Below are 20,384 nucleotides of genomic sequence, written 5' to 3'. Positions count from 1 at the left end.
TACATGACGACAGTGACTCATCCGTATCGACGCTTTTCCCTGCAGGAGCGCGACCGCCGCTGGGCGGCGGTACGCAGGCTGATGGCGCGTGAAAATATCGCAGCGATCGTTGCCCCGCCGAATCCCGGCAATTCGACGGACTGGCAAGCAGATGCTCGGTATCTTTCGCATTGCGGCGGCGGCGCAGATACCTCGATCGGCGTCGTCTTTCCACTGGAAGGCGATGTGACCGTAGTCGCGGCCTCCGCCCGTGAACGCTGGGGCTCAGCCGTGCAAGACTGGGTCAAGGATGTGCGCAGCGTTAATCGTCAATATGGCTCGGCGATGGCCGAGCGCCTGCTCGAACTGGGGCTCGACCGCCAGCGTATCGGTATCTCCGGATTGAATGGCGGAACCCGTACGCCGGAAGGGACCATCATGCATGGCACGTTCCGGGCGCTTGCCGAGGCGCTTCCGAACGCTGAATTTATCGATGTCGGCGAACTGATGCAGGAAGTACGCGAAGTCAAAAGTGCAGAGGAAATCGCGGTGCTGCAGTGCTCGATCGATATCGTTGAGTGTGCGCTTGATGCACAGCTCAACGCGGCCCAGCCCGGCGTGCCGGATTACGTCGTGTGGGCGGAAACCATGCATGCGATGTTTCGCCGCGGCTCGGAGCTGTCCGTTCATTTCAACTGGTTAAGCGGATCCAATCCGGGCAGGACATTGACGCGCCCCACCGCCCGCCCGCTGGAGGAAGGCGACCTGATTCTCGGCGAGATCGAAGCTTCGGTGCTGGGATACCGCGCTCAGCGCCTGCCGGTCGTCGCGGTCAACAAATGCCCGGACATTATTCGCGATCTGTCCGCCGCACATGGCGAGCTTTACAGCGCGCTGCTTGAAAAGTTCAAGCCCGGCGTCAGCGTCAGGGAGCTGATCAACGAAACGGTCGGCATTGCCCGGCGCATTGCACCGGGCAGCGGCCCTCTCGCAGGGCTGCGTGCTTCATTGATTCTGCACGGCCGCGGCCTCGGAGACGACCGGCCGCTCGTGTTGACCCATCTTGACGGCGTGCCGTTCTATGATGCGACGACCAGAGCACTGGACTTCACGATACCTCAGGATGGTATCTACATATGCAAGCCCGCGGTCGCTACGGCCGATGGCGCCTATCAGTTCGCCTGGGGCGATACAGTTCATGTCCAGGCCCGCGGCGCGCAACGCATGGGAAAAATGCCGCACGGCGTGCAAGTCTCGCCGAGGCGCTCCTTTACGGACTGGCCCACGGATGTCACAGTCTATTCACAGCCGGCCGGCGGACAATGACTTGAGAGGGATGACAACATGTGCAGCACAGCGGGAAATGCAATAGATGCCGCAGTCGGCGATGTTCATGCGTCGATGCAGGCGCCGAGCATGGCGTTGATCGAAGATCTGGTCATAGCCAATCACATTCTTTTCGATCAGGGCGTGGTCGACGCATTCGGGCACGTCAGTGTCCGTCACGACAGGCAGGCCGACCGCTTTCTGCTCGCGCGCAATATGGCGCCCGGACAGGTGACGGCAGACGATATTATCGAATTCACTCTGGATGGCGCCCCGATCAATGCGAACGGACGCCGCGTCTATATCGAGCGCTTCATCCATAGCGAGATTTATCGACGCTATCCGGAAGTCCATGCAGTCGTGCATAGCCATTCCTCGGCAATTGTTCCGTTAAGTACCGTGAAGAGCGTCCGGTTGAGGGCACTGTTTCATATGGCCGGTTTCATCGGCCAGGATACGCCGACGTTTGAAATCAGGGATGTTGCAGGACCGGCATCGGATCTGCTGATCCGGGACAGCATGCTCGGTGCGGAGCTTGCCCGTTGTTTCGAACATAACGAGATCGTGCTGATGCGCGGGCATGGCTCCACGTTGGTTGCGCGCACCGTGCAGCAAGCAGTCTTTCGCGCGGTTTATGCCGAGCTGAACGCCCGCTATCAGACCGCCGCAATGAATCTGGGCGAAGTCACTTATCTCACGGCTGAAGAAAGCAAGGCGTGTGCGCAAAGCCATGAAGCACAAGTTCAACGGCCATGGGATTTGTGGAAGGAACAGGCCGCGCAGAAGCGCCTGCGCAGCTGAGCGTTGTCGCTCCTGTCATGTGTGCCGGGCGGCACCACAAACGCTCAACGCATCTGTCTTATTCTGTGTAATCAATGAGGAATATCATGCAATCTGAAACCATCGTCATTTCCGGGGACTTCCACGGCTTCGTGGTCAAGTCCGACAAGCCGAACGCACCCGGCCTGCTGCTGATCCAGGAAATTTTCGGCGTGAATGCCAATATGCGGCAAGTTGCGCATGACTACGCGGCGCTTGGTTATACCGTGTTGGTCCCGGATCTGTTCTGGCGCACCGCGCCCGGTATCGATCTCGATCCTGCAGTTCCTGCCGACCGTGAGCGCGCGATGGAACTCAACAAGGCTTTCGATGATGCAACCGGCATCGCGGATCTGCGCGAAGCGGCGCAACTGTTGCGTACGCAATTGACGCCCGGCCAAAAGGTGGGCGCGGTCGGATACTGCCTGGGTGGACGTTTGGCATTTCGTCTGGCGGCAGAGAAAACGGTGGATGCTGCGGTGTCCTATTACGGTGTCAACATCCATGGTTTTTTGCAGGAAGCAAAAAAACCGTCGCCGTTGCTGATCCATGTTGCTGGCGCCGACTATCTGTGCCCACCGGATGCGCAGGAAGCCATCAGGCGGGCGTTTGCCGATGTGCCGTCGGTCGAGGTAAGACACTATGACGGTGCCGGCCATGGCTTCGCCCGCGCTCATTCCCAGCATTATTCCGCGAGCGCAGCAACGTCTGCGGGGGAAGCGACAAGCAAATTTCTGATGCGGAACCTCAACGAAGAGGGCTGATTCTTAAGTCTGGTTCCGACCCGATGTTACGGCGCCGCAGGCGCCGTTTCGCTGTTCCAGCCCCTGTTCCATTACGGAGCCCGTTCGATAATATCCTTAACCCGAGGCGCAGGCGCAGGCGCATTGACGGCGCCATTCTTTACAGCAGTTTCGCCCTGACTGTTCCGATTATGCCGGACGCTTTGCCAGCGGCGCCGCGTTGTCGCGGGCCCGCCGAGGCCTTCTTGTCACGGGTCGCCATGTCGACCCGGCTCTAGCCAGCTGCGACATGTGCGTGATGTACCGGTTGCAGCGATTCGTTTTTCAGCGATGTTTCGATTTCCCTCGCTGCGGCCTGAACCAGGCTGGCGAGGAGAGGGACTGAAGTATCGTCTACCGCGCTCGGGACTACATAGCTGATGCTGCCGATCGCATGTTTGTCGTCGTTCAGCAAAGCTGCAGCGATACCGATTCTTCCGGGATCGATTTCACCACGCGACACCACATGACCGGTCTTGCGCAGCTTGGCCATATTGGCACGGAAGTCATCCCAGGATTCCCCCAGGCTGCTTTCCCGGATTTCATCCTGATGCGTTGAGTAAAACTCCTTCAAGAGGCGCAGTGGCTGATACGCAAGAATGATCCGGGAAGTAGCGCCGCGAAAGAGCGGCATCGGTCGTCCACGCTCATAACTGATGAGAGGTTGCGGCCCTTTGGTATGCACTTGATGCATGCAGAGCACGCTATCGCCGAACGATCTGCACAACAGGACTACTGCGCCATCCGGTGCAAAGGTCGAGATCTTTTCCATGACCGGCCGGGCAACTCTCAACAAGGGATCGGTAAGCTGTATTTGCCGATCGAGCTTGATGATGGCGGGCCCGAGAACGTATTTCCCTGTGCTCGCCGTGGTGACCAGGCCCACCTCTTCCAGCGCCAGGACGTAGCGATAAGCGGTGCTCATCGACACCTGCAATTCCTTCGCGATTTCCTCGACTGTCCATACAGGATTATCAAGCGTGAATAATTTGAGGACGCTAAGCGAGCGATCGGTCGTAGCCATGTCGTTAATTTATTTTGTAGCGGCAACTGAGGATGGGTATGAGAAGAAGGTGGAGCGATTTGAAGCCAAGCGTATTGGAATGCGCATGAAAAATTTTTCCATGTATATCGAAACGTGATGTTGCTTCATACATCAACCCCTATGATTCGCATTATAAGAGAAGAATGCCATGGAGAATGTGGGAAATTTGTCGGTCGTTCGCCAAAAACGCTGGCTGAAAACTTTACATTGATTGATTAATGGTCAGAACATCCTAGGTAACGCCTCCATTACGTGAGCCCGCCCCGAGCAACATTTCCGGAGCGAACAAAATTTCTCTTACTTTAATTTAAATAGCGAATAATGATCGTACTATTTGCAAAATAAGACATAGCAATAAAATTAAATAATAAAAATTCTCAAAATACGATATTATTTAGTCCTTGATCTAACTTTTGTGCAAGTAAAAGGGGCTAAATATGAAACTCGTCAGTTATCGGTATAAGGAAAAACAATCGTTTGGGGTCGTCGTGGGCGACAAGCTTATTGACGCGTCCGGTGTGATCGATGGCGCCGACTCTATAAAGACCCTGCTGGCGAGAGATATGGTCCCGCAACTGCAAGCGGCTGCACTGGAAGCCAAGGCACACATTCCACTGTCGGAGATCGAGTTTCTACCAGTAATACCGGATCCGGGCAAAATCTTGTGCGTGGGTATCAATTATCTTTCACATGTCAAGGAAACCGGACGCGAGGTACCGAAACATCCGATGATCTTCACGCGCTTCGCCGATTCGCAGACTTCGCATGAGGCGGCTATCGTCCGTCCGGCGGTTTCGGAAAAGCTGGATTTCGAAGGCGAGCTCGCGGTCGTCATCGGCAAGACAGCGCGTCATGTGAAGGCGGAACACGCGCTCGGCTACGTCGCCGGTTATGCGTGCTATAACGATGGAAGCGTGCGTGACTGGCAGAAGCACTCGATTCAATTCATCCCCGGAAAGAACTTCCCGTCCACGGGCGGCTTCGGCCCATGGATGGTGACTAGCGATGAAATCGCCGATCCGGGCTCGCTAGACCTGGTCACGCGTCTCAATGGCGTCGTCGTGCAGCAGGCGAATACCAGCGACTTCATCTTCTCGATTCCAGCACTGATCGAGTACTGCAGCACCTTCACCGAACTTCATGCAGGCGACGTGATCATCACCGGAACCACAGGCGGCGTGGGCGCCTTCCGCGAGCCTCCGCTCTGGATGAAACACGGCGATGTGGTCGAAGTCGAGATTCAGGGCATCGGTACCTTGCGCAATACCGTGCGTGATGAGGCGGCCACTTGAGCGGCGGATGCAAACGACAGGAACTTTCTCGTTGCTGAACCCGTGCAAGAGGACATAAGCAAATGACTCATCAATTACACTCTGCCGACGTACTCATCGTCGGTGCTGGCCCGACCGGTCTGACGCTGGCGAATTTGCTCGGGCAGGAAGGCGTCAATGTGATCCTGATCGATCGCAAGCCATCAACGGTCGGCGAGCCCCGCGCCGTGTCGATCGACGATGAATCGCTGAGAACCATGCAGGCAGCCGGACTGGCTGACGAAGTCTTGAAAGACGTTGTACCCGGTTACGGTGTTCATTACTACACACGACCAGGTGGAAGATGCTTCGCCAAAGTGGAGCCAACCGCGAGCGAATATGGTTTTCCACGCCGTAACGCCTTTCGGCAACCGTTGTTCGAAGCAAGCTTGCGCCAAGGATTGAAACGGTTTTCCAATGTACACGTACGCTTCGGGCACAACCTGGTGTCATTCGGCAACTCGCACGCCGGCGTGAAGGCGCAGATCGAGGTCGAAGGTGGAAATCCGATTACCGTACAGGCAAGGTATATGGTGGGCTGCGACGGCGGCCGCAGCCCAGTGCGGGAAATGCTTGGCATCGTGCTAGCGGGTTCGACCTTCAAATCGCGCTGGCTGGTGCTGGACACCGAAGATGACGATGATCCTTTCTGGCAGACGCGTGTCTATTGCGATGCGCGCCGTCCGGTAGTCGATGTGCCAGGGCCGCATCATACGCGGCGCTTCGAATTCATGATTCATCCGGACGAAAACGGCGACGACGCCATGCAGCCGGAAACAATGGCGGAATTGTTGCGCCCATTTCGCGGCGACCGACCGACCAACATCATCCGCAAGGTGGTCTACACCTTTCACGCCCGCATGGCTGAACGCTGGCGCGTGCAAAGCGTTTTTCTGGCCGGCGACGCGGCGCATCTGACTCCGCCTTATGCCGGACAAGGCATGAACAGTGGCGTGCGTGATGCGCATAACCTGGGCTGGAAGCTTGCGGCCGCCATCCGTGGCCGGATTACCGATGCGGCACTGGACTCTTATGAAATGGAACGGCGTGGACACGCCTGGGCATTGATCCGTCTCGCGCTCAACCTGGGTGAGGTCATGGCGCCGCGATCGCGTTTTCATGCGTGGCTGGCGCATACCTTCTTTTCGCTGACGAGATATGTCCGTCCGGTCAATGACTATTTCCTGCAAATGCGATTCAAGCCCAAGCCGCGCTATGACGCCGGCTTGCTTGGTCCTGTGGACACACTGGGCAAGTTCAGCTTGCGCGGACGCATGTTTCCCCAACCTAGGGTGGCATGCAGTGGGCTGGAAGACACGCCGCTCGACGACGTGATCGGCAACCGCTTCGCCATCATTTGTTATGCACCGGATTCGATTGATGCGCTTATGGCGCCGACGCATCCGCTCTGGGATGCGCTGGATATGGCACGCATCGTGATTCATCAAAAGGACAGTCCGCACTTCAATTTAAAAGACCACCCGTCATGGATTCAGGTGAGCGACAAGAACGGTCTGTTGAAAAACTATCTTGCCGCGCACCACGGAAAAATGATTCTGGTGCGTCCCGACCGCTATGTCGCCGGCGTTTTCGACAGGGCAGATGAAAGCCATTTCGCAGATGACCTAGCGAGAAGCATGGGAATCACGCTGGCTGCAAAACCAATGTCGGCCGGTAGTCGTGCCGCTGCTTGAAACAATGAGGAAAGTCATGGGTAATCTACAAACCGATACGCCGCTCCAATTGTATTTTCTGCATATCACGAGCGAGAAGCCCGACAGGTTGGCCGATTTCTATGAAGGTCAGATGGGTTTGCAAAAATCGAAGGATGGCGATAGCTGGGTAATGCGCGGCGGCGCCCGTTCGGCGGTAATCAGCCTTGGTCCATCGGCATCGCTGCTGTATCCCGCCTATGCCGTGGACAGCCAGCAGAGTCTGGTGAAACTGAAAGAACGCCTGCGGGCAAACGGCGTGGAGCTGGAGCCGCTCAGTAGTCCGCTGTATCGCGAAGGAGCATTTCTGGTTGTGGATCCTCAGGGACGCAAAATCGCTTTCGGCGAAAAGATCTCGACGCAAATCCAGGATGCGATGCCAGCTCGCCTGCAGCACACGGTTTTCCAGACGACCGAGCTCGAGACGGTGGTGAAGTTCTATACGGATGCGATAGGGTTTTCTGTCTCCGACGAAGTGGTGAATGAGGAAGGAAAGACCATGGTGGTTTTTCTCCGCTCAGATGATGAGCACCATTCGCTGGCCTTCTTTCGCGGCTCGAAAAACGAATGGGATCATCACTGCTACGAGACCAATGAATGGAACGATATCCGCGACTGGGGCGACAGCTTTGCCAAGCTGAGGATTCCGATCTTTTTTGGCCCGGGACGGCATGGTCCCGGCAACAACCTGTTCTTCATGGTCACAGACCCGGATGGTAACCGGCTCGAGTTTTCGGCGGAACTGCAGCGCGTTTCTCCCGAGGTGGCACCGGGCATCTGGGAGCATGGAGAGTACACGCTCAACTCCTGGGGAAGTGCCTGGATCAGAACCTGAACGTCCGCAACGTGCATTGTTGCCGGTCGTGTAGAGAATCCGGCCGACACCTGTTCTAGCCTATCGGTCTCCAGCCTTTCCTGTCGGAGCCGAAGGCTGGATGGGCGCCGGTGCGTCTCTGTCTCATACAGGGGCATCAGCGTAACGCGAATCATGTTTGCCCAAGCGAGGCGGCAGAACAACTGCCCCTCCGATCCTCGATGCCATGCAGTTAAATCACCGTCTTGCTTGCGCCGATAAAGAACGGCGTTTCTAAAGGATACATCATGTCGATGTTGTTTCAGAACCAGAAGGATTTCTGGTCCGGGCTCATTTTTATTGTCATTGGCGCAGTGGCCGTCTACATCGGGGGCGATTATGCGATGGGCACCGCCGGCCGCATGGGGCCTGCATACTTTCCCACCATACTCGGTAGCCTGCTTGCCATTATTGGCGCTATTGCGGTTGTTAGATCGGTAGCGACCTCCGGGGAGGCAATCGAGAAATTCACGATCAAGGGCATGACCCTGGTGATCGTTTCGACCTTGCTGTTCGGCTTCGTGGTGCGCGGCGCAGGCCTGGCGATCGCCGTGGTGCTGGTGGTGCTGCTCAGCGGACTGGCCAGCATCCGGTTCAAGTTCGTGCCCTTTCTGGCCGTAGCAGGCGGTCTGGCCGTCTTCAGCGTGCTGGTGTTCGTCAAGGCCCTGGGCTTGCCGATGCCAATGTTCGGCCCGTGGCTCGGCTTCTAAGGGGAAGGGATAATGGAAATTCTAAATAACCTCGCACTGGGCTTCGACACCGCGCTGACCTTGTCCAACCTGCTGTACTGCCTGATCGGCGTCTTCCTCGGTACCGCCATCGGTGTGTTGCCGGGCCTCGGGCCGGTGGCCACCATTGCGATGCTGTTGCCGATCACCTTTTCGCTGCCACCAGTGTCGTCGCTGATCATGCTGGCCGGTATTTACTACGGCGCGCAGTATGGAGGGTCGACCACGGCTATCTTGGTCAACCTGCCAGGCGAATCGTCGTCGGTGGTCACCGCGCTCGACGGCTACCAGATGGCACGCAACGGCTACGCCGGCAAGGCGCTGGCCACGGCTGGAATCGGTTCCTTCTTCGCCGGTACGGTGGCCACCCTGTTGCTGGCCTTGTTTGCGCCGCCACTGGCCGAACTGGCGCTCAAGTTCGGTCCGGCCGAATATTTTTCGCTGATGGTGCTGGGTCTGGTGGCGTCGGTGGTGCTGGCGCACGGCTCATTGCTGCGTGCGATCGGTATGATCATCCTGGGCTTGTTGCTGGGTCTGGTGGGCACCGACGTGAACTCGGGCACGCCGCGCTACACCTTCGATGTGCCGCAACTGGCAGATGGCATCAACTTCGTGGTGGTCGCCATGGGCATGTTCGGCCTGGGGGAAATCATCCGCAACCTGGAAGACCAGCACAGCCGCGACCTGACCATCAAGAAAGTCACTGGGCTCATGCCGAGCAAGGACGACTTCAAGCGCATCGTAGCGCCCATCCTGCGCGGCACCGCGCTCGGCTCGGCGTTGGGTGTCCTGCCCGGCGGCGGCGCGATGCTCTCGTCGTTTGCTTCCTATTCGATCGAGAAGAAGATTTCGAAGAATTCCGCCCAGTTCGGCAAAGGCGCCATTGAAGGTGTGGCCGCACCAGAAGCTGCCAACAACGCCGGCGCGCAAACTTCCTTCATTCCGATGCTGACCCTGGGGATTCCATCCAACCCGGTAATGGCATTGATGATCGGCGCCATGATTATCCAGGGCATCCAGCCGGGACCGGCAGTGATGACGGAACAGCCGGCGCTGTTCTGGGGCATCATCGCCTCGATGTGGATCGGCAACTTCTTCCTGATCGTGCTGAACCTGCCGATGATCGGGCTGTGGGTGCGCATGATCATGGTGCCTTACCACTTCCTGTACCCGGGCATCCTGGTGTTCTGTGCGATTGGCGTATTCAGCTTGAACAACAGCGAATTCGACGTGTTCGTGATGGCAGGCTTCGGATTGTTCGGCTATATCTGCGCCAAGCTTGAGATGGAAGCCGCACCGATGCTGCTGGGCTTTATCATCGGGCCGATGATGGAAGAGTACCTGCGGCGTGCGCTGCTGCTGTCGCGCAGTGATCCGATGGTGTTTTTGCAGCGTCCGATCAGCGCCACGATGTTGATCGTGTCGGCGATTGCGATGGCAGTAGTGCTGCTGCCATCCCTGCGAGCGAAACGGGAAGAAGCGTTCGTCGAGTAAGCGATGACATTACTGAATACATTACCGGGCGTGCGCGATGTCTGATACAGGCACGCAGGAGGGTGGAAGGTACATCTTTACCGAAGACGAGATACGCTCGGTCTTGCTCGGGTTGATGTTGACGATGGCCTTGGCCGCACTTGATCAGACCATCATCTCGGTGGCATTGCCTACGCTGGCGACGGACCTGCAGGGTCTTGACCTGATGGCATGGGTGGTGTCGGCCTATCTGATCAGTGCTGCGGTGGTTACTCCTGTCTTCGGCAAGCTGAGCGACCTGTACGGGCGACGAATAACGCTTTTGTCCGCCATTTGCCTGTTCATGCTGGGCGCCGCCTGCGCTGCTATTTCGCAATCGATGTGGCAACTGGTGATTGCACGCGTGGTGCAAGGACTGGGGAGCGGAGGCCTGATCGCCGTATCGCAGGCGGCAATTGCCGATGTGGTATCGCCGCGGGAACGCGGACGGTATCAGGTATATTTCAGCACCGTGCACTTGGTATCCAACGCGGTCGGCCCGTTGCTGGGAGGACTGCTGACGCAATATCTGTCCTGGCGCTGGATCTTTGGATTCAACCTTGTTCTTGGCGCGCTGGCGTTTTTCGCTTGCGGCAAGGTACTGACCCGTCTGCCGGTGCCCAGGCTCAAGCGCCCCATTGATTATCCCGGCGCGCTACTGTTAAGTGCCGGATTGACCTTGCTGCTGTTAGGCCTGACCCAGATTGGCAAGGCAGCATGGCCGCCCGGTCCGGTAACGGCATTTCTATTCATCGGCGCCGCAATTCTGCTTGCCTGTTTCCTTGTGCATGAGAGCTACGCCACCGAACCGATCCTTCCTTTGCAGCTGTTTCGGCTCCCGGCGGTCTCCATCAGCTATGCGATGCTTTTCATCGCCTACATGCAGCTCGTTGCGCTATCGGTGTTGATTCCAATGCGCGCGCAGACGGTTCTTGGCCTGTCGACCAGTGCTGCGGCGTTGTATTTGATGTCCATGACCTTGTCCGGCCCTGTCGGTGCGTTCCTCGCCGGGAAGCTCATGGCGCACACCGGAAGAGCAAAGTGGTGCCAGGTTGCCGGTGCTGCGTTTGTAGCCACAGGTCTTTCGGGGCTCGGGCTGATGGATGAACATCCTCCCCGACTGACGTTCGCGCTACTGATGCTGATTGGCGCCGGCGTCGGATGGCAGCTTCCCACATCGCTGGTAATGATACAGAACGCCGTCCCTGCCGGTCACGTCGGCGTGGCTACCGCTACCGCTGCATTCTTCCGATCATTGGGCGCGGCAATCGGTACTGCAGTCCTTGCCGCGCTTCTGGTGTCTTTGCTCGAGGAAAAAGTTTCGTCTGCGCTAAGAGCAACAGCCGGGAACAACGTGATGAGCCTGCTGATTGACGGCAGCGTGAAAGCTTTGAGACAAGCTGAGCAGGAACAGCTACTGAAGGCCGCATCCGAGGCGTTCCGCGATCTATTCCTGATTAGTGGCGCATTCGCCTTTGTCGGCTTATGCCTATCCCTCTGTCTCCCCGACACAAAATTAAGCGGAAAAGACCCCGGTTCTCAAGCATAAAAAGAGTGCCGGACAGCGAATGCCCGCTCGATTGCGATAAAAATTAAAAAATAAAAAACTAAATAAATTATCAAAATAAGACAAAAATATTGACTTTAAAAATAATAATAATCATATTATGAATTTGTATCACTGAAGAAGCCTTAAACCAAAACTGCCGGTGTGGGCCGGCAAGGGAGACATTATGAAGCACTATTTAGGACCTATTCTGGTAACAGCCGGCCTGAGCGCGCCTGTAATTGCGATGGCGGAATCGAATCTGGCGATTTATGGCGTCGTCGATGCCGCAGTCGAATCCATCAAGTCCGGCGACGCAAGGGCGCTACGCGTGCAATCCGGCGGTCTTTACCAATCCCGTATAGGCTTGAGAGGCAGCGAAGACATGGGTGGTGGACTAAAGGCCATTTTCAATCTGGAAAATCGCTATAACCTCGATGATGGCTCGCTCGTGCAAGGCATTTTGTTTGGCGGACGCGCAGTGGTCGGATTGTCCGGCAACTGGGGCACGGTTACGGCAGGACGCGAATACAATCCGATCTATCAGATCAAGGTGTATTCCAATCCATTCGGAGTCGATCCCTACAGCGTGACGCAGGTGTTGATGCGTGGCGGCGCATCGAGGGCAAACAACGCGTTGCGCTACGATAGTCCAACCTGGTCCGGCATATCGGTCGGTGCCATGTACAGTGCCGGCGACGAGAATCCCGCGAATTCAAGTGCGGGACGGCATGCTGGTCTCAGCGTGCAGTATGCAAATGGTCCATTGTGGATGGGCGCAGCATGGAATCATGTGAACGTTGAGTCAGCCGCAACAGAAGATACCGATGAATGGCTGATCGGTGCACGTTATAACTTCGGTCCTGCGAGCCTGTATGGTAATTACTGGGAATTCAAGACAGCCAACCGTACAACGCCCGATGCAGAAACGGTAGGCTGGGTACTGGGCGCTACGGTCAAGGCGGGTGCACGCGGCCTGGTCCTGGCAAGCTATGGGGTTCGGAATTCGCGTAGTCCGGCAGCGGTGGCGAATGACGATGCGGATCAATTCCTGATCGGATACGAATACAGCCTGTCCAAACGAACTACGGCATATACGCAGTTCACAACCATCACGAACAAAGGGCGCTCCAATATCACGGTCAGTGGCTTCGCCAATACTGGCGCTGGTACGGCCAATGTCTCTGATCCACGGGCCTTTCAAGTCGGGATACGCCATACGTTCTGATTTCATGGGATTGTGCTCAGTTTTATTTATCTGCGATTCAACAACTAATGCAGACCCGCGAGCACTACAACAATGCGAGAAATGTTGTAAAAACGCTAAATTTATACGAATATTGATACCCGTAAAGCGAGCGCTAAACTACCAGACCGCTTTGGAATTCTTCTTTACGTCTCCAGTTGAAAGAATAATTCTGCTGATATCGGAGCACCTATTTGATGAAACATTCCGATAGGTCGATTTACTGTTCGAATCCAAATGAATCTAGGGCGCCCACTATGTGATCCCGTAGGTGAGATCCAGCATTGGAGAATGCGTCACCGGGAAAACAAAAAGCCCGGTCACATGACATGGACCGGGCTTTTTGCTTGAATTCGTTGGTGGGTCGTGAGTGGCTCGAACACTCGACCTACGGATTAAGAGTTCCGTCTGCTACTTGGCCGCCAGACAAGGCAGGAATTAGGGACGGCAGAGAGAGTTGTCTAATACTCCGCGTATTTCAACTGGCCGCAAAGCCGCGAAACATTAGGGTGGTTTTCTCTTATTAGACGTGATTAGCGACGAAACATTAAGCGTTGTCCCAGCAATTCTTCGTGCTACATTGCTGTTTTGCAACCAGCTTCTTCGAAATCTTGGACTTAAATAAAAACTCAACTCAGTCGAGCACAGCAGCGCGAAAGTTAGAAAAGAGGCATATAAAAATTTTCGTAGCGTTGTTTGCCTTAGGTGTCGGAGCAGCGACCATCGGGGCCGGAATTTATGAAATTCTCCACTTAGGCAAACCAAGAGGCAGCTTTCTTCCACAAGGCGCCGTACCAGTTATGGCGGCGGTACTTTTCGTCGTTATAAAGTTTCTCGAATTTGACGACAAGCGATCATCGGAAAAGAAAATAGCCAAGATTGAAGAGCGCGCTCTCGAGCATCCTGAGAAGCCTCAGCTGGCATGGGACTTGGCGCGTGCGAAGCTAGAAAGTTACCTTGATCGAAATTTGTCGCAAGTACGATCAATCTATTGGCTCACATTGTTCGTAATGGCATGTGGGTTTGGATTTGTCCTGTATGGGCTTATGAGGGCATTTGACGAACCAGAAAAACTGGCTGTATCCATAGTTGCGTCGGCATCCGGGGTAATAATCAGCTTTATTGGTGGGTCGTTTATCCTTATCTATAGATCTATACTGTCACAGTCGCGAGATTACGTCACGGTTCTCGAGCGTATTAACGCAGTAGGGATGGCGGTCCAAGTGATCGAGAACATCCCAGATGACATGGCTCAGCTTAAACACGAAACGACTGCGGGTCTGGCAAAGCAACTATTGGGGCTTTATGCAACACGTCCCGATACTAGGACGCCATCTGCACCTGGTTCGGAGTGACTGTCCCGCGCCAACGACACTTCACGTAAATCTCTGTGGTCGTCACAGATTCATGACCGCAAAGCACCTGAATTTTTTCCAATGACACGCCACTGAGCAACATGGCCGTGGCTCCTTTTCCCTTGAGATCGTAGAAGCCGAAGTTCTCGACCTTGGCCTTCTTGCGATATCGCTGCAGCATCGAGCATAGGCCGCTGTAGGTGTATGGCTTCCCCTTCTTCGTGTGGATAAGGGGCATACCAAAAAACGGGCCCAGCGTGCCGTATAGCGACTGCAGGACAGCGTCGATCTCCGGTGTGATTTCGATATCGAGGTCCGCGCCGGTCTTTCCCTGCTTCGTCCGGATAACCCGCTTCTTCGTGCCTTGGTCAATCTTCGTCGTGATGTTTTTGGACGTCCAGTTCATGATGTTCTCAGGCCGCTGCAAGGTGCGGTAGGTCAGATCCATGAAGGCCCGGACTGGCTTCTCAGTGATCGCATACACGGCATTGAATTCGGCATCCTCGACATATCGTTCCCGCTTCTGTTCCGGATTGCGCTTGATGCCAACGCATGGATTCAGCTTGATGCCGGAGTCCGGTTGCCGAAGCATCCAGCTGAACGCCGCTGACAGGCACGACTTCTCACGGTTTGCACGCACCGGACGGCCGTCCTGCGCGCCAATGTCCAGATATTGCGCAACGTGAAAGGGCTGCACCTGCGACGGAAGCATCGCGCCGAAGAAGTCCTTTAGCACCGCAACGTCCTTCTTGTAGTCTTCGTATGTTCGTTGAGCAAGGCCGCGCTGAGCCTTCGACAGCCCGACGCTCTTTTCGCAATACAGCACGAATTCATCCAGCCAGTACGTCATGGTCCCGAAGGTGCCAGTGGCGTCGTTATAGTGCTCAGCCTTGGCTTTGGCCTCGGCCAGATCCGCCCCCAATCGTTCCCAGCGGTTGTCCTTATGGACGTAGTAGAACGCTCCATGCTTCGGGTATAGCCTGGCGTGTTTCTTCGGATCTAGCCCGAGTTGGTTTGTTTTGCTTTTGCGTCCCATTGTCATAATTTACACTTTCGTGCTGACTAGCCTGACTTTGGCATTCCGGCCGTGCTTCTGACGGAATGCCTCGATATTCGGTTGCCCTGAGCTAGAGAGTTCGTCAGGCACCCGAGGCGTTTACCGGGGGTGACCTGATCGAAGTAGGCTCGTGCGATCAGAGGCATGCCGTTCGGACGCACCTTCACATCTGTAAATCTGTTGTGTTTAAACCAGCGCACGATCGCGGCCGGCTGCGTCAACGGGTGAACAATTGCGAAGATTTCCTCGTTCGAGAGAAAAAGGGGATTTGCGCTCATGATGTGCTCCTATCCTGCTTTCCATAGTTCGGCGTCAACGCGCCGGAATTCCACTACCCAGATCCAAGGGTTTGCCGCCCAGCTGCCGGCGCCGTTGATAGCTTCCCAAAGCGTGCGGTATGAATCTACCGGGTTGATGCCCATCTGGCAGCTCGGGTTGCTGTAGTCGAGCCAGCTGTCCAATTCCCGTCGGATGCCCTCAGTGATCGCGTCCGCTTCACTGCAGTCGTTCAGCTGCTCAATGCGCACGCCCGTCACGTCCAGGAGAATGCGGCTCTGATTACGGCGCATGAACAGCGAAGATTTCCACTTCACTGGCTCAACTGGGCGGTCGTCATGGACAAGCGTATCGCCAGGATAGTCAGCGCGGTAATACAGGCCGCGTTGAATTGGATCTAAGCCAGGATCAGACGTACGGACATTTTCCAGTGGCGTCCAAGTTTCTTTTACCCAGAGCCGGTCGCCTGGCTGGCCGTAGGGGTTATCGCTCATCAGCCATTCGCGATTTCCCGGATCCATAACGTATTCATCAGACCATTCGCTCGGTTCCAACAGAGATGGTTTCCGGCGGGGCTTAGCTATCCGCCGCGTCTGCGTCTTCGATCCGTCGAGGATGGTGCGCACCATCGGCGCGCTGAAAAGGATAGGGCGTTCTTTCATGCTACGATGCGCTCCAAAAAAGGGAGGGAATATGTGGAAGTGGTTTCAGCGGGGTGCAGAATTTATAGTGATTAGCACAGTCATTTCGCTCTGCGTAATTGTGCTGCTTAAATTGTTGAGTTTTGAAAGCAAAATTATTTGGAGCGAAGAAGCAGCCGGATGGGTTCAAGCAATCGGCTCTATTTTGGCAATCGGCGTGGCGATATGGGTATCGCATGACCAGCATGTAAAACAGCAGGGTCGCGAGCAAGCACGCGAGACATATGAAGTTAGTGGAATTTTGTTCAGTCTCAGGGGGGAGCTGGAGTCGTCCCTGGCCGGAATTAAGCGCAATATCGGAACGTTGATTGAAGTGTCCCCTGGTCCAGAATTTAACGTTACGTATCCACTTCCTGAAGATCCGTTCGTAATCTACGCGGGGCTTATTCCAAAGCTGGGTATGATTCCCGACCATGTGCTCCGGACTCAAATTATTGAGACATATGCAAAAGCCAAAAGCTTGGTGCTGACTTTCATTTTTAATAATCAGCTGGTTGAAGAGCATGCCCTCGCTAAACAGCGGGCGGAGAATACCAAGCAGCCGGAGGACATCCAGGCGCAAGACAAGGCGTGGAATCACTTGAAGACTTATGGGATAACACTTCGTAGCAGCTACAGGAGTGCTATGAGCGACGCTGAGCAGCTTCTGATTAAATTGCCCAAACCTTAAATTGACGTGGCCACGCAAAATAACAGAGTTCTTCTTGAACCGTCGCTGCTCATAAATTGCAGGTATCGCGATACGGACTTCAGTTTGCTTCATGCTAGGATTCCCGCAAAAAGGGAGGGGTATGGAAAAGCTGAAATTTTGGGAGTGGATTGGCTATGCTCTTTTTGCGATTGCGGGAATCGCTGCAATTATTCTTATTGCCCGCGCGATTGGCGATGACGACACAGACTGGCCAGCCTGGGTTCAAGCGGTCGGCTCGATCATTGCGATTGGCATAGCAATCTGGATCCCTGCACGGCAACGGGAAAGGGAGCTCAAAGAAAAGCGCCTTCAGCAAGCTGAATTGGAGTTGATATTGGCGCAGCAGGTGTATTTTCTTCTGATTAATTTGCGCGATGAACTTAAGACCATCGAAAAATACTCGCATATGCCGCGACGTGTTTATCGCGATGAAGTCAGCCGTGTCTTTGAGGATATGTTGCAGCGAATTTCGGCTATTGAGGCTCGAGAGATCAATTGGATTCGCACCCAAAGTTTGTTTTTTGCACGTAACGCTATTTTTGATACCCACACGTCGCTTATGGAGCCTCGCCTTTTTGAGCACCCATACTCCGGTGAAGAAAAAGCCGTTTTGGCTACGCGAATCGAGGCTATCAACACGGAGGGACAGCGAGCACATAGAACCATGGCAGAAGCAGAGAAGGCCATTGAAAATTTGAAGTAGGCTCATACGAAAGATTCCGTTTTAAACAATTCCAAGTTGTTTTGCTTTGCCCGTCGAGTGGCTCGGGAATTCTTGGCATGGTGCTCGGCGTCATACCGCAGATGGCAACGCTGGCACCAGGCGCGCAGGTTTGCCGGATTGCAGTTCTCCGGCGTGTGGTCGAGATGGGCAATCGTAAGAACGACGTCGATCCACTTGCCGGTTCCTTCGTAGTCGAAATGACAAACACGGCCGAGCTGAACTCCGTTGTCGGCGTCGAAGACATAACCGTCCATGTCCATGAAAGTGTCTGCACTTTCACCAACGCCGCGAACGATCCGAGAACGGTTCGGTACCCCGCATCCTTCGCAGGCGTTTCCGGCGCGGGCTAGGATTGCTGCCCGGATTGCCTTCCAGTTCGCCGGGTACCGCCCCTTGTTCTCTGGCTTGATCGGCATAGTGCTTACGCTGCTTCCTGCAGCTGGTCGCCAATCTCGGAAATGAGACTGACGTGGACCTCGCTCTGGATTATGGTCAGCAGCTTAGCTGCGTCTTTCTCGGTCGGGTGTACCTGCACACGGAAGCTGATCACGACTGTGCCGCCTTCCTGACAGGTGAACTTGAAGTGGTCTACTTTGGATTCCGAAAAGGCGATATCGTCCTCGTCGTGTACACCGTGGTGCACACGGAATTGCATTTGCTCGAAGGTGTCGTCCCATTTAAGTGCGCCCAGCTTCGGATTGCGCAGGTTAGGCGCATGGGTCTTGTCGTCGATCAGTTCACCCTGGACGGATTCGTCACGGAAGTAGATCGCGTTCTTGAGGGTCGAGGAGAACATCGAGAGTGCATCGTTTGACATACGTGCATCGATAGCAAGGTCGCATGCAAGGATGTTGTCTTCGCCGTGTTTCTCAGTGCGGGCGTTAACGTTGGCGAGTTTTACGAGCTGGTGGTCGAATCGAACATTGTTAATCCTGTTTTTATGGTTGAGTTACGCAGCAAGCTGCTCGGCGAACTGACGGCCGTTCAAGGACGCATACAACCGCCTGGTTGCTGCTGCCAGGCTGGCCGGTAAGCCCGCTACTTGGACTGTCTCGCTTGGCTGGGACGACCCGCCGGGAAGAGAAAACCTGTAAAGGGTGCGAACACGAAAATAAGTATCTGGCATTTGGCAAGGTCATCTGGATCTGCCTTAGCAAAGATCACAAAGGCAACCGCCGCAACCACGGCAAACGATGCAAGGGGGATATGTGAACGACGAACCTATTTTTACATCCACGGGACAGGCGCTGTCTGTCTCGTTCTTGATCATGTCGGTCGAGGCACGGCAGAAGAATGCGTTCCGCCTGGTGCTCATGCGCATCATTGAATCGGTGGAGGAGCCCAGCGCTCGCCTGCGTGCATGGTACAAGGAACTCCAGGGGGAGCCGGGCACGGTCAACTTTGCTGGTCTAGACCCTTACGAGGTGCGCGGCCAGTGCGCCATGGTGGCCCGGGAAGTTCAGGATCACCTGCCGGCGCCAGAGCGGGATGTGGTCTGGCGAAGTACGGACAGCAAAAAGAGAAGGGCGAGGGAGTACTCGGCTTCGCTCGCTACGTCCGGCCGCAGCTCACCATTACTGACGAGATTGCCCTGCGCGCTGGTCTATGGATACTTCGATAGTAACTTGCGCAAGCCGAAGGACGAAAAGAAGAATATCGGCGGCCTGTCATACCAGGAGATCAGCGAAGAGCGCGGTATTCATGTGAAGACGCTCAAACGTGCAAATTCCATCATTGCTGGCACGTCCAACATCCTTATGGAAATGGCACACGAACGGCTGACACCGATGTTCTTAAGAGACGGGCTTATTAGGATGTAACACAAGGATCGGGACTAGGATGGTAGCAATCCTTGTTCCGAAATTCTTGGGGCTAAGATTAAACCGAGACTTAATCTTCGCGACTTCTGCTACTTTCCAAGGCTGCGAACCGAGCTCTCAATTTTTTGCGGAGATCCTCCTCAGAGGACCACTGAATAAATCGGTGACCTTCAAGATCAAAATGTATTTTTTCTTTCTTGTTTGACAGTAAGATGAGTTCCTTGCCTAGAGCGTGCGCAAAGCCAGTTTCGTAATAACAGTTTGGTCTTGCTCCAGTTAGATCACACAAAACATATTTACTTTCCGCGATTTGCTCGAGAATTTGGTCCGAAATCTTTCCTGAATCTTGAACCTCGTCGATACGGACGCAATCTAACCCGAACTCATTAGCTACGGCCTTATAGGCGCCAGCATAGGCCGAGTCCATCTCTTCATCGCCAAATTTCATCACGACAAAGATTTGTTGTTTTGAAGGTTGAAGCGCTTTTTGGATCAAAGAAGAGAGGGCCTTAGCGGAATACCGACTTTGCACTTTTCCAAGGACCTCAGCTGTACAATCGTACTCAGCAAATGATTCCTCCTTGATTTGCTCAATAATGCTCTTATCTTCAGTGGCCTTGAGAGCTACTTTAGTCTTATAAATCTTTACGAAAGTGGCATTCTTCATATTGAAGAGTTTCGGACCATGTTTCGTATTCAAGAGCACAACTTGGCCGTTAACAAAAGGAACGACCACGTCGTTAATTATTGCCTCTTCGCTGTAGTTATAAAACGTATAGAACGAGCTGTACTCAATACGAGCATGATATTTCATAGTTCAAGTAAATTAGATTGTCAAAATGCAATTTATAACATGTATTAAGCCAAGCTCACAAAGTGCATTACGTAAATGTTTCTCATGG

General features: G+C 54.7%; 21 protein-coding genes. 14 read left to right on the top strand and 7 right to left on the bottom strand.

Annotated features, from left to right (window positions below):
* Positions 1-3 precede the first annotated feature (3 nt).
* The 3 genes from ACFQUU_RS06235 to ACFQUU_RS06225 all read left to right on the top strand — a co-directional run bounded on the left by ACFQUU_RS06235 (position 4) and on the right by ACFQUU_RS06225 (position 2,888).
* Positions 4-1,305: a M24 family metallopeptidase gene (locus tag ACFQUU_RS06235; protein WP_382244222.1), complete on the top strand. Its 1,302-nt coding sequence runs from the start codon at positions 4-6 to the stop codon at positions 1,303-1,305.
* An 18-nt stretch (positions 1,306-1,323) separates the two neighbouring features.
* Complete coding sequence (locus ACFQUU_RS06230; protein WP_382244220.1) at positions 1,324-2,106, top strand: class II aldolase/adducin family protein; 783 nt, start codon at positions 1,324-1,326, stop codon at positions 2,104-2,106.
* Positions 2,107-2,192: 86 nt separating this feature from the next.
* Positions 2,193-2,888, top strand: coding sequence for a dienelactone hydrolase family protein (locus tag ACFQUU_RS06225; protein WP_382244217.1), 696 nt, complete (start codon positions 2,193-2,195; stop codon positions 2,886-2,888).
* Positions 2,889-3,141: 253 nt separating this feature from the next.
* On the opposite strand, the gene ACFQUU_RS06220 is transcribed toward ACFQUU_RS06225, so the two are convergent.
* A complete protein-coding gene (locus ACFQUU_RS06220) occupies positions 3,142-3,930 on the bottom strand; it encodes an IclR family transcriptional regulator (protein ID WP_382244214.1) in 789 nt (262 codons plus the stop codon).
* Between the two features lie 458 nt (positions 3,931-4,388).
* On the opposite strand from ACFQUU_RS06220, the gene ACFQUU_RS06215 reads away from it, so the two are divergent.
* The 8 genes from ACFQUU_RS06215 (at position 4,389) to ACFQUU_RS06180 (ending at position 14,213) form a co-directional block, all read left to right on the top strand.
* Positions 4,389-5,243 carry a fumarylacetoacetate hydrolase family protein gene (locus tag ACFQUU_RS06215; RefSeq protein ID WP_382244211.1) on the top strand — a complete coding sequence of 285 codons (855 nt, stop codon included), beginning with the start codon at positions 4,389-4,391 and terminating at the stop codon, positions 5,241-5,243.
* 62 nt (positions 5,244-5,305) lie between these two features.
* On the top strand, positions 5,306-6,955 hold the full coding sequence (locus ACFQUU_RS06210; protein WP_382244208.1) for a bifunctional 3-(3-hydroxy-phenyl)propionate/3-hydroxycinnamic acid hydroxylase: 1,650 nt from the start codon (positions 5,306-5,308) through the stop codon (positions 6,953-6,955).
* A gap of 16 nt (positions 6,956-6,971) precedes the next feature.
* Positions 6,972-7,808 (top strand): VOC family protein, encoded by an 837-nt coding sequence (locus tag ACFQUU_RS06205; protein WP_382244205.1) that lies wholly within the window; start codon positions 6,972-6,974, stop codon positions 7,806-7,808.
* Between the two features lie 266 nt (positions 7,809-8,074).
* Complete coding sequence (locus ACFQUU_RS06200; protein ID WP_382244202.1) at positions 8,075-8,536, top strand: tripartite tricarboxylate transporter TctB family protein; 462 nt, start codon at positions 8,075-8,077, stop codon at positions 8,534-8,536.
* Between the two features lie 12 nt (positions 8,537-8,548).
* Positions 8,549-10,048: a tripartite tricarboxylate transporter permease gene (locus ACFQUU_RS06195; protein ID WP_382244200.1), complete on the top strand. Its 1,500-nt coding sequence runs from the start codon at positions 8,549-8,551 to the stop codon at positions 10,046-10,048.
* 37 nt (positions 10,049-10,085) lie between these two features.
* A complete protein-coding gene (locus tag ACFQUU_RS06190; RefSeq protein ID WP_382244197.1) occupies positions 10,086-11,615 on the top strand; it encodes an MDR family MFS transporter in 1,530 nt (509 codons plus the stop codon).
* A 184-nt stretch (positions 11,616-11,799) separates the two neighbouring features.
* Positions 11,800-12,840 carry a porin gene (locus ACFQUU_RS06185; RefSeq protein WP_382244194.1) on the top strand — a complete coding sequence of 347 codons (1,041 nt, stop codon included), beginning with the start codon at positions 11,800-11,802 and terminating at the stop codon, positions 12,838-12,840.
* 572 nt (positions 12,841-13,412) lie between these two features.
* Positions 13,413-14,213, top strand: a complete 801-nt coding sequence (locus ACFQUU_RS06180) for a hypothetical protein (RefSeq protein ID WP_382244191.1) — start codon at positions 13,413-13,415, stop codon at positions 14,211-14,213.
* Here ACFQUU_RS06180 and xerC read toward each other — a convergent pair.
* The 3 genes from xerC to ACFQUU_RS06165 are packed head-to-tail and all read right to left on the bottom strand — an operon-like array spanning position 14,182 to position 16,208.
* Positions 14,182-15,255 carry a tyrosine recombinase XerC gene (gene xerC / locus ACFQUU_RS06175; RefSeq protein WP_382244188.1) on the bottom strand — a complete coding sequence of 358 codons (1,074 nt, stop codon included), beginning with the start codon at positions 15,253-15,255 and terminating at the stop codon, positions 14,182-14,184. The two genes, ACFQUU_RS06180 and xerC, sit on opposite strands and share 32 nt — an antisense overlap.
* Before the next feature lie 20 nt (positions 15,256-15,275).
* The gene (locus ACFQUU_RS06170; protein WP_382244185.1) at positions 15,276-15,548 is read right to left on the bottom strand and encodes a hypothetical protein; all 273 of its coding nucleotides are present in this window, start codon (positions 15,546-15,548) and stop codon (positions 15,276-15,278) included.
* A 9-nt stretch (positions 15,549-15,557) separates the two neighbouring features.
* Positions 15,558-16,208: a hypothetical protein gene (locus ACFQUU_RS06165; RefSeq protein WP_382244182.1), complete on the bottom strand. Its 651-nt coding sequence runs from the start codon at positions 16,206-16,208 to the stop codon at positions 15,558-15,560.
* Positions 16,209-16,239: 31 nt separating this feature from the next.
* On the opposite strand from ACFQUU_RS06165, the gene ACFQUU_RS06160 reads away from it, so the two are divergent.
* Together ACFQUU_RS06160 and ACFQUU_RS06155 are read left to right on the top strand one after the other, a co-directional pair.
* Positions 16,240-16,917, top strand: a complete 678-nt coding sequence (locus ACFQUU_RS06160) for a hypothetical protein (RefSeq protein WP_382244180.1) — start codon at positions 16,240-16,242, stop codon at positions 16,915-16,917.
* Between the two features lie 121 nt (positions 16,918-17,038).
* Entirely contained in the window at positions 17,039-17,641 is a 603-nt protein-coding gene (locus tag ACFQUU_RS06155) for a hypothetical protein (RefSeq protein WP_382244177.1), read from the top strand.
* A 2-nt stretch (positions 17,642-17,643) separates the two neighbouring features.
* On the opposite strand, the gene ACFQUU_RS06150 is transcribed toward ACFQUU_RS06155, so the two are convergent.
* Positions 17,644-18,078, bottom strand: coding sequence for a hypothetical protein (locus tag ACFQUU_RS06150; protein WP_382244174.1), 435 nt, complete (start codon positions 18,076-18,078; stop codon positions 17,644-17,646).
* Between the two features lie 5 nt (positions 18,079-18,083).
* On the bottom strand, positions 18,084-18,479 hold the full coding sequence (locus ACFQUU_RS06145) for a hypothetical protein (RefSeq protein ID WP_382244171.1): 396 nt from the start codon (positions 18,477-18,479) through the stop codon (positions 18,084-18,086).
* 391 nt (positions 18,480-18,870) lie between these two features.
* Between ACFQUU_RS06145 and ACFQUU_RS06140 the strand changes: the two genes are divergently transcribed.
* A complete protein-coding gene (locus ACFQUU_RS06140; protein WP_382244168.1) occupies positions 18,871-19,482 on the top strand; it encodes a hypothetical protein in 612 nt (203 codons plus the stop codon).
* Positions 19,483-19,552: 70 nt separating this feature from the next.
* Here ACFQUU_RS06140 and ACFQUU_RS06135 read toward each other — a convergent pair whose 3' ends face one another.
* The gene (locus ACFQUU_RS06135) at positions 19,553-20,296 is read right to left on the bottom strand and encodes a hypothetical protein (protein ID WP_382244165.1); all 744 of its coding nucleotides are present in this window, start codon (positions 20,294-20,296) and stop codon (positions 19,553-19,555) included.
* Positions 20,297-20,384 lie beyond the last annotated feature (88 nt).

Source organism: Herbaspirillum sp. GCM10030257, from assembly GCF_042666555.1.
GTDB lineage: Bacteria > Pseudomonadota > Gammaproteobacteria > Burkholderiales > Burkholderiaceae_D > Noviherbaspirillum.
This window is presented reverse-complemented; position numbering and strand designations above follow the sequence as displayed.

Coding starts and splice junctions, on each gene's coding strand:
- ACFQUU_RS06235 (WP_382244222.1), top strand. CDS start 4: ATGACGACAGTGACTCATCCGTATCGACGCTTTTCCCTGCAGGAGCGC.
- ACFQUU_RS06230 (WP_382244220.1), top strand. CDS start 1,324: ATGTGCAGCACAGCGGGAAATGCAATAGATGCCGCAGTCGGCGATGTT.
- ACFQUU_RS06225 (WP_382244217.1), top strand. CDS start 2,193: ATGCAATCTGAAACCATCGTCATTTCCGGGGACTTCCACGGCTTCGTG.
- ACFQUU_RS06220 (WP_382244214.1), bottom strand. CDS start 3,930: ATGGCTACGACCGATCGCTCGCTTAGCGTCCTCAAATTATTCACGCTT.
- ACFQUU_RS06215 (WP_382244211.1), top strand. CDS start 4,389: ATGAAACTCGTCAGTTATCGGTATAAGGAAAAACAATCGTTTGGGGTC.
- ACFQUU_RS06210 (WP_382244208.1), top strand. CDS start 5,306: ATGACTCATCAATTACACTCTGCCGACGTACTCATCGTCGGTGCTGGC.
- ACFQUU_RS06205 (WP_382244205.1), top strand. CDS start 6,972: ATGGGTAATCTACAAACCGATACGCCGCTCCAATTGTATTTTCTGCAT.
- ACFQUU_RS06200 (WP_382244202.1), top strand. CDS start 8,075: ATGTCGATGTTGTTTCAGAACCAGAAGGATTTCTGGTCCGGGCTCATT.
- ACFQUU_RS06195 (WP_382244200.1), top strand. CDS start 8,549: ATGGAAATTCTAAATAACCTCGCACTGGGCTTCGACACCGCGCTGACC.
- ACFQUU_RS06190 (WP_382244197.1), top strand. CDS start 10,086: ATGTCTGATACAGGCACGCAGGAGGGTGGAAGGTACATCTTTACCGAA.
- ACFQUU_RS06185 (WP_382244194.1), top strand. CDS start 11,800: ATGAAGCACTATTTAGGACCTATTCTGGTAACAGCCGGCCTGAGCGCG.
- xerC (WP_382244188.1), bottom strand. CDS start 15,255: ATGACAATGGGACGCAAAAGCAAAACAAACCAACTCGGGCTAGATCCG.
- ACFQUU_RS06170 (WP_382244185.1), bottom strand. CDS start 15,548: ATGAGCGCAAATCCCCTTTTTCTCTCGAACGAGGAAATCTTCGCAATT.
- ACFQUU_RS06165 (WP_382244182.1), bottom strand. CDS start 16,208: ATGAAAGAACGCCCTATCCTTTTCAGCGCGCCGATGGTGCGCACCATC.
- ACFQUU_RS06160 (WP_382244180.1), top strand. CDS start 16,240: ATGTGGAAGTGGTTTCAGCGGGGTGCAGAATTTATAGTGATTAGCACA.
- ACFQUU_RS06155 (WP_382244177.1), top strand. CDS start 17,039: ATGGAAAAGCTGAAATTTTGGGAGTGGATTGGCTATGCTCTTTTTGCG.
- ACFQUU_RS06150 (WP_382244174.1), bottom strand. CDS start 18,078: ATGCCGATCAAGCCAGAGAACAAGGGGCGGTACCCGGCGAACTGGAAG.
- ACFQUU_RS06145 (WP_382244171.1), bottom strand. CDS start 18,479: ATGTCAAACGATGCACTCTCGATGTTCTCCTCGACCCTCAAGAACGCG.
- ACFQUU_RS06135 (WP_382244165.1), bottom strand. CDS start 20,296: ATGAAATATCATGCTCGTATTGAGTACAGCTCGTTCTATACGTTTTAT.